Raw genomic sequence first — 16,093 nt, 5'->3', positions numbered from 1 at the left:
GCCACGTCAGGCCTGCGTGGCGCGGATGATGTCGATGACGGCCTTGGATTCCGGCCGCGCCTTGATGAAGTTCTCGATCTGCGGCGCGACGCGCTTTTTGAACGCCTCGCGGTCGCATTCGGCCACCGTCACGCCCTTTTCAGTCAAGGCCGACAGCGCCTCCTTCTCGACCGCGAGCCCGTGGGTCCGCGTGTCGGCCGCAGCCTTCTTCGCGGCGTCGAGGAAACCCTCGCGCAGCTTCGGATCCATGCGATTGTAGGTCGTGTCGCTGAAATAGATCGCGAGCGGCGAGAAATTGTGCTGCGTGAGTGAATAGAACTTCGCCGTTTCGAAGAACTTGCTGGCCAGGATGGTCGGCGGATCGTGCTCGAGCCCGTCCAGCACGCCGGCCTGCAATGCCGTGTAGATTTCGCCGAACGCCAGCGGCGTCGCGGCGGCGCCCATCAGGCGCAGGCATTCCGTGATGACGGGGTTCGGCAGGGTGCGGATCTTGAGACCGGCGAGATCCTCCGGCGTCTTTACCGGCTTCCGCGCCAGCACGCTGCGCGAGCCGAAATTATACGCCCAGGCGATGATGCGGATGTTGCTGCCCTTGAGCAGCGCGTCCTCGATCGGCTTGGCGGCGCCCGAATCGAACGCCTTAGTCTGCTGCGGGAAGCTCGAGAACAGGAAGCCGAGATCGAAGGTCCCGACCAGCGGCACCAGATTGGCCGAGATCGACGAGCCCGAGACCATGAGATCGATGACGCCGAGCTTCACCGAGTTGATGACGTCGATTTCCTGACCCAATTGGTTGTCGGGAAAGAACGCGACCTCGACCTGCTCACCGAGGCCGTTCGCCTTCAGGTTCTTCACGAGATTGTCGTAATAGACGCGGCCGTTGGCGAATTTGGGATCGTTCGGCAGCGAGGAGGAGCATTTCAGCTTCAAGGTCGCGGCTTCGGCGCGGCCGATGAGTGCGGGGGAGAACACGAGGCCGGCGGCAAGTCCCGTCGACGACTTGATGAACGCGCGACGGTTCACGGGCACGATGGACATAATGCGGTCTCTCCCCGATTATTGTTTTTCGAGCGACGGTCGTTGCCGCAGCCCGTTGCGCGGACTGTATGGCCAAAGCGACGGCGCAGGCAAGACTTGCGGCCGGCCGTTGCAAAGCGGCATCTCGCGAAGATCGACGGCATCAGCGCGCGGCGAAACAACCGTGTTTTTTGCGGGATTCTCGCTTAGACCGGCATCGGGCCCATTGTGCGAGAGGATGCTTTCGCGCGGCATCGGCAATCAATCCAATTGGCGCATGGATCAATGCGCAATTCACATGGATGGCGCCAGAACGATGCCGCACTGGCTCTGGCAGACCTCCTGCCCCATTTTGCCGCAGCTCAACGTGATCCAGTGCACAGACAGACGCATGGCGGCCACTTAGAAAAGGTGACATCATCGCGCGCATTGCCGATGGAGGTGACACCATGCGCCGTCCAGTTCTTCGCAATTTGTTTCTTGCATCCGGTCTTCTCGCGCTCACGCAATTGACGACGCCCACGGACGCGGCGGCCGAAGCGCGGCTCGCACTCGTGATCGGTCAATCGGCCTATCGTACCGTGCCGGAACTGCCCAACGCAGCCAACGATGCCAAGGGCATGACGGAGCTGCTCGGCAATGCCGGCTTCACCGTCACCACGGCATCCAATCTGGCGCAGAACGACATGCGTCAGGCGATCTCGGATTTCGCCGGCAAGGTCAGCGCCAGCGGCGCCGACACCGTCGCGCTGGTGTTCTATGCCGGCCACGGCCTCCAGATCGACGGCGAGAACTATCTCGTTCCCGTCGATCTCGACCCCAAGCGCGAAGCCGACATTCCGCTGCAGGGCGTACGGCTCAACGATTTGCTCAACACGCTCGGCGCGCTGCCGACACGAGCCCGCATCTTCATGCTCGATGCCTGCCGCAACAACCCGTTCCCGGCGCTCAGCGGCGCCGGACACGGGCTTGCAATCGTCGATACCAAGGCCGGCGCGCCGGGCTCCTTCATTTCCTATTCGACCTCGCCGGGCTCCGAAGCCGAGGATGGCTCCGGCATCGACAGCCCCTACACCACCGCGGCGCTGACCGTCGCCAAGCAGCCCAATCTGCCGATCGAGGAAGTGTTCAAGCGCATTCGCGTGGCCGTGGCGCAATCGACCGACGGACGCCAGATCCCCTGGGAAAGCTCGTCGTTGACGACCGACTTCAAGTTCTTCGGCGGCGACAGTAGCGGCGCTCAGCCTGCGCTTCCTGGCGCATCCTCCATGGCACTTGCGAGCGGCACGCGCAGCCTCGATGACTGGCGCAAGGATTTGCAGGGCAAGCCGGCCATGGTCGCCTATGAGATGGTGATCACCGACGACACCGTGCCGGCGTATCAGGCCTATATCGAGTTGTACGCTCAGGATACCCGTACGCCGCGGCTGCGCACGATTGTGGAGCGCCGGCGCCAGATGCTGGCGTGGGAGCGCGCCACCGCGATCAACACCCGCGCCTCGTTCGAGGCGTATCTGGCGAACTGGGACAACAGCGATCTGGCTGCGACCGCACGCAGGCTGCTGCTCCGCGTGCAGAACCGCAACTACGTCTTGCCTGCCGTGGTCGCGGCCGCTCCTGCCCCGGTCGCTGTCGCGATGGCGCCGACCTGCCCGTGCTCGACGCCCTCGACACCGGCAACGCCGGTCAACCCGACGATCGCGCCCGTGATCAAGAAGCGCGTCGACGACACGCCGCCGAAGCGCAAGGTGGTCGACACGCCGCCCAGGCCGCGCCGGCCGCCGCCCGATGAAGTGATCTACGAGCGCGCACCGCCGCCGGATCGCGGCCCGCCGCCCGGCGCCATCATGCAAGGCATTGGCATCGGTGTCGGGATCGGCATGGGTATGGGCGGCGGACGCGGCGGCGACTATCACAACGACCGCGGCCGTTACTGAGACCGCTCGCGAGATACGGAGGACAGATCTGTCCTCCGTCATTGCCACCGGATGGAGATAAACTGCGTCTGCTGCTTCCCGATACGGAAATGCTGTAGTCTAACCGACTGACGCCAGGCTTTCCGGGGACTCCACATCGATGCCGCACGACGCTCACGCCAAGCCAGCTTGGCCGCTGTTTCGCTCGCTCGCGTCCTATTCTCTCCCGGGCGACCTGATGGCGGGGCTGACGCTGGCCGCGATCGCAATTCCCGAGCAGATGGCGACCGCACGGCTCGGCGGCTTCGCGCCGCAGATCGGCTTCTTCGCCTTCATGGCGGGATCGCTCGGCTTTGCCATGCTCGGCGGCAACCGCTTCCTGTCCTGCGGCGCCGATTCCACGATCACGCCGATCTTCGCCGGCGGACTGGCGGCGCTGGCCGCCACCGGCTCGCCTGAGTACCAGGGCCTCGCAATCGCGCTGGCGCTGATGGTCGGCGCGATGATGCTGGCCGGCGGCGCCTTCCGCCTCGGCGGCATCGCCAATCTCCTGTCTGTGCCGGTCATGGTCGGCTTCCTCGCCGGCATCTCCGTCCACATCATCGTCTCGCAATTGCCGGGCGTGCTGGGGCTGGACTCGCCGGGCGGGCCGACGCTCGATCGCATCGCTGTGCTCGCAAGCGAGCTCGGCCGCAGCAATCCCTTCACGCTGTGCATCGGCTTCGGTGTGCTGGCCGTGGTCTTCGTCGCCGAGAAGGTCAGCGCAAAAATTCCGGGCGCGTTGATCGGGCTCGTCGCCGCGACCTTGGCCACCATCGCCCTCGGCCTCGAGAGCAAGGGCGTCAATGTCGTAGGCAGCGTGCCCGGCACGCTGCCGCGGCCGACCTTCCCCGACCTTGCACCGGAGCAATGGGTCCGCCTCGTGCCGCTGGCCTTCGTGATCACGATCGTGGTGATGGTGCAGACCGCGGCGACGACGCGGTCGTTTCCGTCCGATCCCGACAAGCCGGCCGACGTCGATCGCGATTTTCTCGGCGCGGGTGCCGGCAGCGTGCTGTCGGGCCTGTTCGGTGCGTTTCCGGTCAATGCCAGCCCGCCGCGGACGGGCATTGTCGCCGAGACCGGCGGACAATCGCAGCTCGCGGGTCTCGCCGCCGCTGCGATCGTGCTGGCGCTGCTCGCGTTTGGAACGGGATTGCTGCAGCACGTTCCGGACGCGGCCCTCGGCGGCATCCTGCTGTTCGTCGCGCTGCGCATCATCCGCGTGAAGCAGATCGTCACGATCTATCGCCAATCCCCCAGCGAATTCCTGCTGATCGCCGCCACCGCCGCACTGATCATCGTGCTGCCGATCCAGCAGGGTGCGTTCCTCGGCATCGTGCTGTCGCTGCTGCACGGCATCTGGAGCACGACGCGCGCGCGGCTGGTCGAGTTCGAGCGCGTGCCGGGCACCACGATCTGGTGGCCGGCGCATCCGCACATCGCGGGCGAGCGCATCGCCGGCGTCGCCGTGATCGGGCTGCAGGCGCCGCTGTCGTTCCTCAACGCGCCCGGCTTTCGCAGCGACGTGACCAAGGTGCTCGGCGCGACGCCGCCGCAGCTGCTGGTGCTGGAGGCAAGCGGCATGGTCGAGATCGACTTCACCGCCGCGCAGATCCTGCTCGATGTGTTCAGGGCGTGCAGCGAACAGGGCGTCACGGTCGCGCTGGCGCGGCTGGAATCGGTGCGTGCGCAGGACGCGTTCGAGCGGTTCAGGCTGTTCGAGGCCCTGCCTCGGGAGAACGTCTTCCACAGTGTCGACGAGGCCGTGCGCAGGCTGGCGAAATAACTGCGCTCACTGCGCCAATGTCGGATGATCCCGCTGCACCGTTTCGCGGATCCAGCTGGCATGGATCGCCCGAAACAGGATCTGCGCCGTCTTGAGGTCGTTCGCCTTCATGCAGAGATCGACGATGCGACGGACCGCGTCGTCGCGCATCAGTCCATCCGCGATCTTCATCGCGATTTCCATCGCGACTTTCGCCGCGCGCTCGTAGCGCTCGCTGTCGCGCTTGTCGTTGCGCGCGCTGCCTGCCGCACTGGCGGCAGCGGCGTCACAGATCGCACGGATGCGCTCGGCGGCCTCGATGTCGCCGAGCGGCCGTTCGATCGCTTCGTCCCAGATGTCCCGGCGCGTCTTGCGGGCGAACCACTGCATTGCCTGCTCCGTGGTGAGGGAGCGAGCATAAACGGCGGTGAGCCTGCGCGCTACGCCTCCGGAACGATCTTGCCGGGGTTGAAGATGTTTTGCGGATCGAGCGCCTTTTTCAGCGCCCGCATCGCGTCGATCGCCTCGGGACCGAGTTCTGCCGCAAGATATTTCTGCTTGCCCTGTCCGATGCCGTGCTCGCCGGTGCAGGTGCCGTCCATGGCCTGCGCGCGCTCGACCAGCCGATGCATGAACTCCTCGCCGCGCGCCATCTCGTCGGCATCGTTGGTGTCGCAGACCAGCGAGCAGTGGAAATTGCCGTCGCCGACATGGCCGACGATCGGCGACAACAGGTTGAGCCGCTTGAGATCTTCCTCGGTCTCGCCGACGCATTCGGCAAGCCGCGAGATCGGCACGCAGACGTCGGTCGCGACCACGCCGATGCTGTCACCGGGCCGCAGCGCCTTCACCGACCAATAGGCGTCGTGCCGCGCCTGCCACAGTTTTGTGCGATCCTCCGGCTTGGTGGTCCAGGAGAAATCGCCGCCGCCGCAGTCCTTTGCGATCTCGCCGAAGGCCTTGGACTGTTCGCCGACCTCGATCTCGCTGCCGTGGAATTCCATCAGCAGCAGCGGCGTTTCCGGCAGCGTCAGCTTTGAATAGGCGTTGCAGGCCCGCACCTGCGCGGCGTTGAGCAGCTCGATGCGCGCCACGGGAATGCCGGTCTGGATCGCCAGGATCACGGCCTGACACGCCCCGTCCACGGTCTCGAACGACACCGCGCCGGCCGCGATCGTATCGGGGATGCCGCGCAGACGGATGGTCAATTCCGAGATGATGCCGAGCGTGCCCTCGGCGCCGACGAACAGATGCGTCAGGTCGTAGCCGGCGGATGATTTCTTCGCACGCGTGCCGGTCGTGATGATCTCGCCGTCGCCGCGGACCACTTTCAGCGCCAGCACACTGTCGCGCATCGTACCGTAGCGCACCGCGTTGGTGCCGGAGGCGCGGGTCGAGGCCATGCCGCCGAGGGAGGCGTCCGCGCCGGGGTCGATCGGGAAGAACAGGCCCTGGTCGCGCAGATGCTCGTTGAGCGCCTTGCGGGTGACCCCGGGCTGGATCACGCAGTCGAGGTCCTCGGCATGCACCGCGAGCACCTTGTTCATGTCGCGCAGGTCGATGCAGATGCCGCCGGCGGGTGCGTTGACCTGGCCCTCGAGCGAGGTGCCGGTGCCGAAGGCGATGACGGGCACGCCGTTTTTCGCACAGATCCGCACCACGTCCTGGATGTCGGCAGTTTCCTGCGCCATCACCACGCCGTCCGGCGGCTGGTTCACGATCCATGTGGTGGTATGGCCGTGCTGCTCGCGGACGGCCTGCGAGGTGATGAGGCGGTTGCCGAAGCGCGCGGCAAGCTGCTCCAGCGCGCTCGCGAGGGCTTTCGGCGCCGGCCGCGGCGGATTATTGGTGATGGTCGTACCCACGGACGTTCCTCCCGACGAGACGAACCGTGGCAAAGGACATCTCACCGGTCAAGTCAAGCGACCGGACGCATAGCTGGGGAAGGACACATGCCGGAGACTGCTGCCACAACGATCGAGGGCGCACCGTTCCGCGCCTCGATCATGCAGATCGAGCCGCAATGGATCGACTACAACGGCCACCTCAACATGGCCTATTACAACGTGATGTTCGACCGCGCGATCGACCAGATGTGGCTGACGCTCGGGATCGGACCGGGCTACATGAAGGAGCGCGGCGGCTCGACCTTCACCGCCGAATGCCACGTGCGATATTTGCGCGAAATCCACCTCGGCGATCCCGTGCAGGTCTCGGTCTGGCTGCTGGAAGCCGACGACAAGCGGCTTCACACATTCCAGGAGCTGCGACACGCGACCGAAGGCTGGTTGTCGGCGACCTCCGAAAACATGTCGCTCCACATCGACATGGGCTCACGAAAGGTGGCGGCTTTTCCACCAGACATAAGTGAGCGCATTGCGGCAGTGATCAAGGCCCACAGTGCCGTGCCGCGGCCCGAGGGCATCGGCCGGAACGTGGCGATGCCCTCGAAGCGGTAACGGCTCCAACTCCTCATCCTGAGGAGCCCGCGAAGCGGGCGTCTCGAAGGATGCAAGGCCACAGACGGGCCTGCATGGTTCGAGACGCGCGTTCCGCGCTCCTCACCATGAGGATCACATGGCTAGACCCTGTTACGGCCGCGGGCCAGTCCAACAACGGCCGAGACCAGGAACAGCACGACCGCGATGAAGAAGATGATTTTGGCGATTTCGATCGATGCGCCGGCGAGGCCGCCAAAGCCCAGGATACCGGCGATCAAGGCGATAACCAGAAACGTCACAACCCAGCTAAGCATGATCCGAACCTCTGTTTCGATGTCTGTCTGCGATCGGCGCGGCTGACGCGCCTCACTTGCAGAACCAATCGCCAACGCGGAACAATGGTTCCGGGCCGCTGGGGCCGGAAATTCGCCTGAGCGACAGGAACAAATTGGCTGCCCGCGCACGTGGAAAACCCCCGGCCGCGGCCCCATATAGGGACCAATCCCTGTTAAGAAGGCTCCCCTTTCACCACCCCGCGGTGCCAACGTGGGGCAAATGATTCGCATGACCGAGCCGAGCAAGATCACGTCCCAGAGTGTCCCCGACCACCAGCCCGCAGCCGGCGGCATTGCCGCGCGTGCGCGGGCCTCGGTGGGCCCGCAATATTTGTCCGGGCTCAATCCGGAGCAGCGCGAGGCGGTGGAGACGCTGGACGGCCCGGTTCTGGTGCTGGCCGGCGCCGGCACCGGCAAGACCCGCGTGCTGACCACGCGCATCGCCCATATCCTGAGCCAGGGCCGCGCCCGCCCCTCCGAGATCCTGTCGGTGACCTTCACCAACAAGGCCGCGCGCGAGATGAAGCACCGGCTCGGTCAGATGCTCGGTCATGCCGTCGAAGGCATGCCGTGGCTCGGCACCTTCCACTCCATCGGCGGGCGCATCCTGCGCACCCACGCCGAGCTGGCGCAGCTCAAATCGAACTTCACCGTGCTCGACGTCGACGATCAGGTGCGGCTGTTGAAGCAGCTCCTGCAAGCCGACAATATCGACGACAAGCGCTGGCCCGCGCGCATGCTCGCCGGGCTGATCGACGGCTGGAAGAACCGCGGCCTGACGCCGTCGCAGGTGCCATCGGGCGAAGCCGCCGTGTTCGCCAACGGCAAGGGCGGCAAGCTCTATGCGAGCTACCAGGAGCGGCTGAAGATTTTGAACGCCGCCGATTTCGGCGATCTGCTGCTCGAGGACATCCGCATCTTCCGCGAGCACCCGGATATCCTGCGGCAGTACCAGCAGCGCTTCAAATTCATCCTGGTCGACGAGTATCAAGACACCAACGTCGCGCAGTATCTGTGGCTGCGGCTGCTGTCGCAGGCGCCCTCCTCTTTCACCTCTCCCCGCGTGCGGGGAGAGGTCGCATCGCAAAGCGATGCGGGTGAGGGGGACTCTCCAAGCACCGCGCCCGTGGAGACTCCCCCTCATCCCAACCTTCTCCCCGCAAGCGGGGAGAAGGAGCAGAAGACCCCCGTCAAGAACATCTGCTGCGTCGGCGACGACGACCAGTCGATCTACGGCTGGCGCGGCGCGGAGGTCGACAACATCCTGCGCTTCGACCATGACTTCCCCGGCGCCAAGGTCATCCGGCTCGAGCGCAACTATCGTTCGACCGGCCACATCCTCGCCGCCGCCTCGCATTTGATCGCCCACAACGAGGGCCGGCTCGGCAAGACGCTGCGCACCGAGGACCATGACGGCGAGAAGGTCACGGTGACAGGTTCGTGGGATTCGGAAGAGGAAGCCCGCGGCATCGGCGAGGAGATCGAGCAGATCCAGCGCCAGGGCGACAAGCTCAACGAGATCGCGATTCTGGTGCGCGCGTCCTACCAGATGCGCGAGTTCGAGGACCGCTTCGTCACGCTTGGCCTGCCCTATCGCGTCATCGGCGGCCCGCGCTTCTACGAGCGCGCCGAAATCCGCGATGCGCTGGCCTATCTGCGCGTCATCAATTCACCGGCCGACGATCTCGCCTTCGAGCGCATCGTCAACACGCCCAAGCGCGGCCTGGGCGATGCCACCGTGCAGATGCTGCACGACCACGCCCGCAAGCGCCGCATTCCGCTGTTCGAGGCGGCGCGCGCGGTGGTCGAGACCGACGAGCTGAAGCCGAAGGCGCGCGGAAGCTTGCGCGACGTCGTCGCGCAGTTCGACCGCTGGCGCGCCCAGCGCGAGGTCACGTCGCACACGGATCTCGCCCAGATCGTGCTCGACGAGAGCGGCTACACCGAGATGTGGCAGAAGGACCGTTCGGCGGACGCCGCGGGTCGGCTCGAAAACCTCAAGGAGCTGGTGCGCTCGATGGAGGAGTTCGAGAATCTGCAAGGCTTCCTCGAGCACATCTCGCTGGTGATGGACCGCGACAGCGGCGCCGATGAGGACGCGGTGTCGCTGATGACGTTGCATTCGGCCAAGGGGCTGGAATTCGACAACGTGTTCCTGCCCGGCTGGGAAGAAGGCCTGTTTCCGAGCCAGCGCACGCTCGACGAACAGGGCCGCGCGGGCCTCGAGGAAGAGCGCCGGCTCGGCCATGTCGGCCTGACCCGGGCTCGCCGCCGCGCCAAGATCTATTTTGCCACCAACCGCCGGATCCATGGCACCTGGTCGACCACGATCCCGTCGCGCTTCCTCGACGAACTGCCGGCGGCCAATGTCGAGATCACGGAATCCAAAGGCGGCTCCGCCTGGGGCGGCACCGGCGGCTACGGCGCCTCCCGCTTCGACGACATGGAAGCGTTCGGCTCCACCTATTCGACCCCCGGCTGGCAGCGTGCCCAGGCCAATCGCAATCGTGGCGGCGGCGGGGGCGGCAATGGCGGCCGCGGCAGCTTCGAGGAACAGGCCTCGTCGTTTTCGTCCCAGTCGTCCTCGCCCGATTTCGGCAGCTTCTCCTCGCGTCGCCGCGGGCCCCTGACGATCGAGGGCGAGCTGGTGGCCAAATCCACCGGCACGACCTCGGAATTCTCCCTTTCCGATCGCGTCTTCCACCAGAAATTCGGCTATGGCCGCGTCACCAAGATCGACGGCAACAAGCTCACCATCGCCTTCGACAAGGCGGGGGAGAAGAAGGTCGTGGACAGTTTTGTGCAGCGGGCGTGAGGCCTGCATGCCGCACTACGTCGCCATCATCGAGGACGCCGGCCCGGATGAGGCCGTTGGTTTGTGGTTTCCCGACCTGCCCGGCTGCATTTCCGGCGGCGACGACGTCGACGAGGCCCTGGAGAATGCGCCCGAGGCACTCGCGTTCTATGCACAGGAACTGATCGCGGACGGCCGCCAGCTTCCCCCGCCGCGGACATTGGACGAGCTCAAGGCCGACCCTGATCTGGCCGACGACCTCGGGAAACACACGGTCGCCCTGATCGAATGGCCGCCCCTCACTGAGGCCACTGAGTGAGGACTGTTCGCCGCACTGGTCGGACTCTCGACACTTCTCGCCCGAACGCCCCTTGACCACCGCGAACTTCCCCGTATCAGATGCGGCCATGGTCCGGGGCTCCATCACACTGATCTTGCTGGCATTGGGTATGCCGTCGCTTGCGGCGGCGGAGACCATGAGCTTTGGCGATGCGATCGGGCTGCTGGCGAAAAGTTGCGGCGCGGAAATCGTCGCCAATTGCCGCGGCGTCAACCCGGATTCGACCCGCCTGAAGGAGTGCCTCTCGCGCAACCGCGACGTGCTCTCCCAACAGTGCCAGAGCGACTATCTCGGTGCCTTCGACGCCATCCAGAAGCGCGTTGCCGCCCGTGTCACCGTGGCGAACGTCTGCCAGCGCGAGATCGTCAAGGTCTGCGGCGGCTCGACCAAGGAGACCAGCAAGGCGGTCCCCTGCCTGGTCTCGACGCCCAAGGGCATCAGCAACAATTGCCTGAAGGCCGTCGACGACGCGGGGTATCGGTGATGCCAGCGACCAGGCTTACCACCGCCGGAATATGCATCGCGCTCGGCCTCGCTTTGCTCGCGGGCACAGCGGAAGCGCAGACGGCGCCGCCGACCCGCGACGACATCGTCGGCAAGCTCAACCATTTCGAACAAGCCGCCGAGATCGATCTCCCCGCGCTGAAGCTGCAGGTGATGGAGCGGGCCAAGGCCAGGATCAAGAACGATCCCGGTCCGGTGAACCGGCCGCTGATCGCGCCTGATCTGGCCAATTTGCCGACCTTCACCGCGCAGATCCAGTTCGACGCCGACACGCCGATCATCCAGCCGGCGTCCTACCAGACTGTCGGGCGCCTCGCCGACGCGCTGGTCCATGCCTCGCTGCTGCCCTACACGTTCCTAATCGTCGGCCATGTCGAATCCAACGCGAAGACGCGCGAGGCCAACGCCATCCTGAGCCAGCGCCGGGCGGATGCGATTCGCGACGTGCTGGTGAACACGTTCAAGATCTCGACCAAGCGGCTGCATCCGATCGGCCTCGGCGAGGAGCAGTTTCTCGACCGGGCCAAGCCGACCTCCGCCGCCAACGCCCAGTTGCAAATCCTGACCTACGCCAAGGTACCGGAGGAAGCGCCTGCGCATCCGGCTGCGACACCTGCGCCTGCGGCGAAAAAGCCCGCCAAGAAGCGCTGAGCGACGCGCCCCGGCCTGGCGGAACCCTTTGAAGACTTGATCATTTTGTGACCTGTCTCACAGCGCAACAGCGCGGTTTCGCGCGACAATTACGTCGGTTTGTGCACCGCCCTATCAGGTGCTATAGGCTTTTTTCGCCCTGCCCGACCCCATGCTACACGAGACCGAGATGGCCAGTTATTTTCAACGTCAGCTGGCCGACTACGTCGAATATCATCGCGATCCCTGGAACTGCGCGATGCACGTGGTCGGCATCCTCCTGCTCTTCACCGGCGCCGTGCTGCCGCTGACGCTGGTGCATTTCGCGCTGTTCGGGATCGAGGTCAGCCTGGCCGTGGTTCTTGCCCTGCCGGTGCTGGCCTACTGGCTGATGCTGGACGCCGGGATCGGGCTCGGCATCCTCGCCGCGATGATCGTGCTGCTTTCGGTCGCAACCGCGATCGGCAATCAGGTCTCGATCGTCATGATGTGGTCGATTTTTGCGGTGCTGATCGGGCTCGGCGTCGCGTCGCAAATCGTCGGCCACAAGGTTTTCGAGGAGCGACAGCCGTCGATGGTCGACCACCCCACGCATTTTCTGCTTGGACCGATGTTTGTCATGGCAAAATTATTCATTGCATTGGGCTTCCGTCGCGACCTTGCCGCGATTCTGGCGCCTGCTCCGACCAATTCCCTTTCAACCCGTTAGTTCTAGACGCGAAACAGCAAACCTACTGCATGGCTCTCGTACTGGTTACCGGTGGCAGCGGCTTCATCGGACATCATCTTGTAGAAGCGCTCCGCGCCCGTGGGCAGCGGGTGCGTGTTCTCGACGTCCGTGCACCTGCCGCGCCGTATGCCGACGTTGAATATGCCCAAGGCTCGGTGCTCGACGGTGCCGCGGTCGATGCCGCGATTGCTGGGGTCGATCAGGTCTATCATCTCGCCGGCCTGCCCGGCATGTGGGTCGCCGACAAGCAGGCCTTTCACGACGTCAATTGCCGCGGCACCGAGATCGTGCTCGCGGCCGCCATGAAGCGCGGGGTCTCGCGCTTCCTGCACTGCTCGACGGAATCGATCCTGTTCCCCTATTCCGACCTCAACGGCGTTCCCGCCGAAGAGGCGCTGCAGCCGGCCGAGGCGATGCCGGGCGCCTACACGCGGTCGAAATCGCTGGCCGAGCATTGCGCCGCGAAGGCCGCAGCCGCAGGCTTCCCGCTGGTGATCGGCACCCCGACCATGCCGATCGGCGCCGCCGACCATAATCTGACGCCGCCGACCGCGATGCTGTGGTACTTCCTGCAGAAGAAAGTGCAGCCGCATCTCGATTTCCCGGTCAATCTCGTCGACGTCCGCGACGTCGCCATGGGCCTGGTGCTGACCATGGAACGCGGGCGTAACGGCCAGCGCTACATCCTCGGCGGCGACTGCGTCAGGCTCGGCCAGATTCTGCGGATGATGTCGGCGATGAGCGGCCGCCGGCAATTCCCGGTCGTCGTTCCCGGTAAGATGGCCGAGCTGTCGGGCATCATGCTCGAATATCTCTCCGATCGTATCACGCGCCGGCCGCCCAACGGCACCGCCGAGGGCGTGCGCATCGCGCTCGCCGCGAGCGACCTCTCGATCGGCAAGGCGCGCACCGAGCTCGGCTACGCGCCGCGCCCGATCGAGCCGGTCCTGCGCGAAACCATCACCCATCTTCTCGCCCGCGGCGGCGCGCTTGCCTCCGGCGCCATCGAGCATCACGCGCTCTCCTCGCGCGCCAGCTGAGCTGCCGCCCAACCCAAAGAACCTTTCCGCATGTCCTTCGATTTCAGCAAGCTTCTCTCTGTCGCCTGGGGTGGTTGGACCACGACCTGGCCGACGCAACTGCTCGCCCTGATCTGGCTCGCCTGGCTCGCAAGCTGGGTCGGCGCCTCGTTCTGGCAGGGCCGCACCCAGAAGCAGGTGATGACGCTGGAGTCCGGCCGCTATCGCATCCCGATCCTGGTCGGCGGCATCCTGTTCACCCCGTGGACCGCGGAAGTGCTCGGCGAGAAGCCGCTCTGGGTGTTCAGCAATAGCGCCGTCTACGTCGTGGCGCTGATCGTGCTGGCCGGCATCTCCTTCACATGGTGGGGACGGCTGCATCTCGGACAGTTCTGGTCCAACACCATCACCCACAAGCAAGACCACCGCGTCATCGATACCGGCCCGTACGGCATCGTGCGCCATCCGATCTACACCGGGCTGATCCTCGGCATGCTGGTGACCGGCATCGCGGTCGGCACGGTCACTGCGATGCTCGGCGCGATCCTGATCTCGCTCGGCATGTGGCAGAAGGGGCGGATGGAAGAGGTGTTCCTGTCCAAGGAGCTCGGCGAAGACGCCTACGGCGCCTATTGCCGCCGCGTGCCGATGATCATCCCGTTCCTGTCGCCGCGGTGAGAGCGGGGAACGCGCCCCACATTCGATGTCGTCCCGGCGAAGGCCGGGACCCATAATCACGGGCCGTGGTTTGGCGAAGACTCGTCGCTTGGTACTTCTACCATCTGCAAACGATGAATTCCGCGGTATGGGTCCCGGCCTTCGCCGGGACGACATCGAGAGGAACTGCCCTCCCTCCAGCCCGTTAGCCCTTCGATACCTGCCACACACCGCAGAGCATCGAGCCATGTCCGACGCCTACGATTATTTTCGCGAGCACGCGATCGCCGCCGTCCGCAAGGCGCGGGCGCTGCCGCCCGGGCGGCCGAAGCAGAAGCAGCGCACGGTGGCGCGCGTTTATCATCTCCTGTCCAGGGAGGCCGCGCTCGCGCCGAACATCCATCATCTGGATGATTTTCGCGCGGCGCGCCGGGCGGAGCGGCAGATCGGCCGCTGATCTCCGGCCAGCCAGTCGGCATTCGTCCCATGCAAAATCGAACGGCTGCCATTCCACGGGAATAGAGCCCCGCGGCCCGTCGCACAGGTTGACGTCTGCCCCGCCAGCCCGTTGGATGCGCGCGCAAACAGGGGCCTCTCATGACTTTTTCCAGCATCTTTGCGCAGTTCGTTGCGCTTCTCGGTGGCATCGCGCTGCAATGGCGAAAGCTGTCGGGCACCGTGCCTGCGCCGGCCTGGGGCCAGTCGCCCGCCATTCCCGAAGCAAAGCCGCAAGGCGCCATCCCGACACTGAAGATGCCGACGGCGCGGGGCTGGAGCGAGGGACAGAAGCCGACGGTCGCACCCGGGCTCAAGGTCAATGCGTTCGCGACCGGTCTCGACCATCCACGCTGGATCGAGGTGCTGCCCAATGGCGACGTGCTGATCGCGGAGGCGACGCAGATCGCGGGGGCGCCGAGGTCGGTGTTTCACTACGCGATGCAGGCGACGATGCGGCGCGCCGCCGCGCTCGGCGTCAGCGCCAACCGCATCACGCTGCTGCGCGACAAGGATGGCGACGGCGTCGCGGAGTATCGCGGTGCGTTCATGGAAAATCTCAGCCAGCCATTCGGCATGGCGCTGGTCGGCGACACCTTCTATGTCGGCAACACCGACGGCGTAATGGCCTTCCCGTACGTGGCGAATGCCGATCGCATCACCGCGCCGGGCAAACGCCTCACCACTTTCAAGCCGAGCGGCCACTGGACCCGCAGCCTGCTCGCAAGCCCCGACGGCAAAAAACTCTATGCCGGCGTCGGCTCGCTCAGCAACATCGCCGAGATGGGCATGGAGGTCGAGGAAGGCCGCGCCGCCGTCTACGAGCTCGACCTCGTCGCCGGCACGCACCGCATCTTCGGCGCCGGCCTGCGCAACCCGGTTGGCCTCGCCTGGGAGCCAACGACCGGTGTGCTCTGGACCGTCGTCAACGAGCGCGACGGCCTCGGCGACGAAACGCCGCCGGATTATCTGACCTCGGTGCGCGATGGCGGCTTCTACGGCTGGCCCTATTGCTACTGGGGCAAGACGGTGGACGATCGCGTGCCGCAGGATCCGGCGATGGTCGCCAAGGCGCTCACGCCCGACTACGCACTCGGCGGCCATACCGCCTCACTCGGCCTGTGCTGGATGCCGGCGGGCACACTGCCGGGCTTCCCCGACGGCATGGCGATCGGCCAGCACGGCTCGTGGAATCGCAGCACGCTGTCAGGCTACAAGCTGGTGTTCATTCCGTTCGAGAACGGCAAGCCTTCGGGTCCCGCACGCGACATCCTGTCCGGCTTCCTCGCGCCCGACGAAAAGGAATCCTACGGCCGTCCGGTCGGCGTCGTGATCGGTCCTGACAAGAAGTCACTGCTGATGGCCGACGACGTCGGCAACGTGATCTGGCGCGTGACGGGCGCTTGAA

General features: G+C 65.5%; 16 protein-coding genes. 12 read left to right on the top strand and 4 right to left on the bottom strand.

Annotated features, from left to right (window positions below; all coding sequences use genetic code 11):
- Positions 1–6 precede the first annotated feature (6 nt).
- Positions 7–1,038, bottom strand: coding sequence for a TRAP transporter substrate-binding protein (locus AC0L20_RS11640; RefSeq protein WP_473288637.1), 1,032 nt, complete (start codon positions 1,036–1,038; stop codon positions 7–9).
- A gap of 428 nt (positions 1,039–1,466) precedes the next feature.
- Between AC0L20_RS11640 and AC0L20_RS11635 the strand changes: the two genes are divergently transcribed.
- Both AC0L20_RS11635 and AC0L20_RS11630 read left to right on the top strand, forming a co-directional pair.
- The gene (locus tag AC0L20_RS11635) at positions 1,467–2,954 is read left to right on the top strand and encodes a caspase family protein (protein WP_473288636.1); all 1,488 of its coding nucleotides are present in this window, start codon (positions 1,467–1,469) and stop codon (positions 2,952–2,954) included.
- A 139-nt stretch (positions 2,955–3,093) separates the two neighbouring features.
- Complete coding sequence (locus AC0L20_RS11630; protein ID WP_473288635.1) at positions 3,094–4,761, top strand: SulP family inorganic anion transporter; 1,668 nt, start codon at positions 3,094–3,096, stop codon at positions 4,759–4,761.
- A gap of 6 nt (positions 4,762–4,767) precedes the next feature.
- Here the strand turns inward: AC0L20_RS11630 and AC0L20_RS11625 are convergent, their stop codons facing one another.
- Together AC0L20_RS11625 and AC0L20_RS11620 are read right to left on the bottom strand one after the other, a co-directional pair.
- The gene (locus tag AC0L20_RS11625) at positions 4,768–5,130 is read right to left on the bottom strand and encodes a hypothetical protein (protein ID WP_473288634.1); all 363 of its coding nucleotides are present in this window, start codon (positions 5,128–5,130) and stop codon (positions 4,768–4,770) included.
- 50 nt (positions 5,131–5,180) lie between these two features.
- The gene (locus AC0L20_RS11620; RefSeq protein ID WP_473288633.1) at positions 5,181–6,605 is read right to left on the bottom strand and encodes an FAD-binding oxidoreductase; all 1,425 of its coding nucleotides are present in this window, start codon (positions 6,603–6,605) and stop codon (positions 5,181–5,183) included.
- Positions 6,606–6,692: 87 nt separating this feature from the next.
- On the opposite strand from AC0L20_RS11620, the gene AC0L20_RS11615 reads away from it, so the two are divergent.
- The gene (locus AC0L20_RS11615; protein ID WP_473288632.1) at positions 6,693–7,199 is read left to right on the top strand and encodes a thioesterase family protein; all 507 of its coding nucleotides are present in this window, start codon (positions 6,693–6,695) and stop codon (positions 7,197–7,199) included.
- Between the two features lie 122 nt (positions 7,200–7,321).
- Here AC0L20_RS11615 and AC0L20_RS11610 read toward each other — a convergent pair whose 3' ends face one another.
- On the bottom strand, positions 7,322–7,495 hold the full coding sequence (locus AC0L20_RS11610) for a DUF1328 domain-containing protein (RefSeq protein WP_007600914.1): 174 nt from the start codon (positions 7,493–7,495) through the stop codon (positions 7,322–7,324).
- Between the two features lie 241 nt (positions 7,496–7,736).
- Between AC0L20_RS11610 and AC0L20_RS11605 the strand changes: the two genes are divergently transcribed.
- From AC0L20_RS11605 to AC0L20_RS11565, 9 genes are all read left to right on the top strand, one after another.
- Positions 7,737–10,331, top strand: a complete 2,595-nt coding sequence (locus AC0L20_RS11605) for an ATP-dependent helicase (RefSeq protein ID WP_473288631.1) — start codon at positions 7,737–7,739, stop codon at positions 10,329–10,331.
- 7 nt (positions 10,332–10,338) lie between these two features.
- Positions 10,339–10,629 carry a type II toxin-antitoxin system HicB family antitoxin gene (locus tag AC0L20_RS11600; protein WP_473288630.1) on the top strand — a complete coding sequence of 97 codons (291 nt, stop codon included), beginning with the start codon at positions 10,339–10,341 and terminating at the stop codon, positions 10,627–10,629.
- Between the two features lie 88 nt (positions 10,630–10,717).
- On the top strand, positions 10,718–11,134 hold the full coding sequence (locus AC0L20_RS11595; protein ID WP_018454284.1) for a hypothetical protein: 417 nt from the start codon (positions 10,718–10,720) through the stop codon (positions 11,132–11,134).
- Positions 11,134–11,805 carry an OmpA family protein gene (locus tag AC0L20_RS11590; protein ID WP_473288629.1) on the top strand — a complete coding sequence of 224 codons (672 nt, stop codon included), beginning with the start codon at positions 11,134–11,136 and terminating at the stop codon, positions 11,803–11,805. Before AC0L20_RS11595 ends, AC0L20_RS11590 begins: the two co-directional genes overlap by 1 nt.
- Positions 11,806–11,956: 151 nt before the next feature.
- Positions 11,957–12,493 (top strand): Mpo1 family 2-hydroxy fatty acid dioxygenase, encoded by a 537-nt coding sequence (locus tag AC0L20_RS11585; protein WP_473288628.1) that lies wholly within the window; start codon positions 11,957–11,959, stop codon positions 12,491–12,493.
- Between the two features lie 29 nt (positions 12,494–12,522).
- Positions 12,523–13,554: an NAD-dependent epimerase/dehydratase family protein gene (locus AC0L20_RS11580; RefSeq protein ID WP_473288627.1), complete on the top strand. Its 1,032-nt coding sequence runs from the start codon at positions 12,523–12,525 to the stop codon at positions 13,552–13,554.
- A gap of 30 nt (positions 13,555–13,584) precedes the next feature.
- Positions 13,585–14,211 carry a methyltransferase family protein gene (locus AC0L20_RS11575; protein WP_354171185.1) on the top strand — a complete coding sequence of 209 codons (627 nt, stop codon included), beginning with the start codon at positions 13,585–13,587 and terminating at the stop codon, positions 14,209–14,211.
- Positions 14,212–14,437: 226 nt separating this feature from the next.
- Positions 14,438–14,647: a hypothetical protein gene (locus AC0L20_RS11570; RefSeq protein ID WP_007613466.1), complete on the top strand. Its 210-nt coding sequence runs from the start codon at positions 14,438–14,440 to the stop codon at positions 14,645–14,647.
- Positions 14,648–14,787: 140 nt separating this feature from the next.
- A complete protein-coding gene (locus tag AC0L20_RS11565) occupies positions 14,788–16,092 on the top strand; it encodes a PQQ-dependent sugar dehydrogenase (RefSeq protein WP_473288626.1) in 1,305 nt (434 codons plus the stop codon).
- The last annotated feature ends 1 nt before the right edge of the window (position 16,093 follow it).

The sequence above is a fragment of the Bradyrhizobium sp. Kon58 genome (assembly GCF_055807455.1).
Note: the sequence above shows the minus strand (reverse complement) of the source record. Positions and strands in the feature narration are given on the sequence as shown.

What these genes read in the sequence shown, in the direction of transcription:
- AC0L20_RS11640 (WP_473288637.1), bottom strand. Translation starts at nt 1,038, where the DNA reads ATGTCCATCGTGCCCGTGAACCGTCGCGCGTTCATCAAGTCGTCGACG.
- AC0L20_RS11635 (WP_473288636.1), top strand. Translation starts at nt 1,467, where the DNA reads ATGCGCCGTCCAGTTCTTCGCAATTTGTTTCTTGCATCCGGTCTTCTC.
- AC0L20_RS11630 (WP_473288635.1), top strand. Translation starts at nt 3,094, where the DNA reads ATGCCGCACGACGCTCACGCCAAGCCAGCTTGGCCGCTGTTTCGCTCG.
- AC0L20_RS11625 (WP_473288634.1), bottom strand. Translation starts at nt 5,130, where the DNA reads ATGCAGTGGTTCGCCCGCAAGACGCGCCGGGACATCTGGGACGAAGCG.
- AC0L20_RS11615 (WP_473288632.1), top strand. Translation starts at nt 6,693, where the DNA reads ATGCCGGAGACTGCTGCCACAACGATCGAGGGCGCACCGTTCCGCGCC.
- AC0L20_RS11610 (WP_007600914.1), bottom strand. Translation starts at nt 7,495, where the DNA reads ATGCTTAGCTGGGTTGTGACGTTTCTGGTTATCGCCTTGATCGCCGGT.
- AC0L20_RS11605 (WP_473288631.1), top strand. Translation starts at nt 7,737, where the DNA reads ATGATTCGCATGACCGAGCCGAGCAAGATCACGTCCCAGAGTGTCCCC.
- AC0L20_RS11600 (WP_473288630.1), top strand. Translation starts at nt 10,339, where the DNA reads ATGCCGCACTACGTCGCCATCATCGAGGACGCCGGCCCGGATGAGGCC.
- AC0L20_RS11595 (WP_018454284.1), top strand. Translation starts at nt 10,718, where the DNA reads ATGGTCCGGGGCTCCATCACACTGATCTTGCTGGCATTGGGTATGCCG.
- AC0L20_RS11590 (WP_473288629.1), top strand. Translation starts at nt 11,134, where the DNA reads ATGCCAGCGACCAGGCTTACCACCGCCGGAATATGCATCGCGCTCGGC.
- AC0L20_RS11585 (WP_473288628.1), top strand. Translation starts at nt 11,957, where the DNA reads ATGCTACACGAGACCGAGATGGCCAGTTATTTTCAACGTCAGCTGGCC.
- AC0L20_RS11580 (WP_473288627.1), top strand. Translation starts at nt 12,523, where the DNA reads ATGGCTCTCGTACTGGTTACCGGTGGCAGCGGCTTCATCGGACATCAT.
- AC0L20_RS11575 (WP_354171185.1), top strand. Translation starts at nt 13,585, where the DNA reads ATGTCCTTCGATTTCAGCAAGCTTCTCTCTGTCGCCTGGGGTGGTTGG.
- AC0L20_RS11570 (WP_007613466.1), top strand. Translation starts at nt 14,438, where the DNA reads ATGTCCGACGCCTACGATTATTTTCGCGAGCACGCGATCGCCGCCGTC.
- AC0L20_RS11565 (WP_473288626.1), top strand. Translation starts at nt 14,788, where the DNA reads ATGACTTTTTCCAGCATCTTTGCGCAGTTCGTTGCGCTTCTCGGTGGC.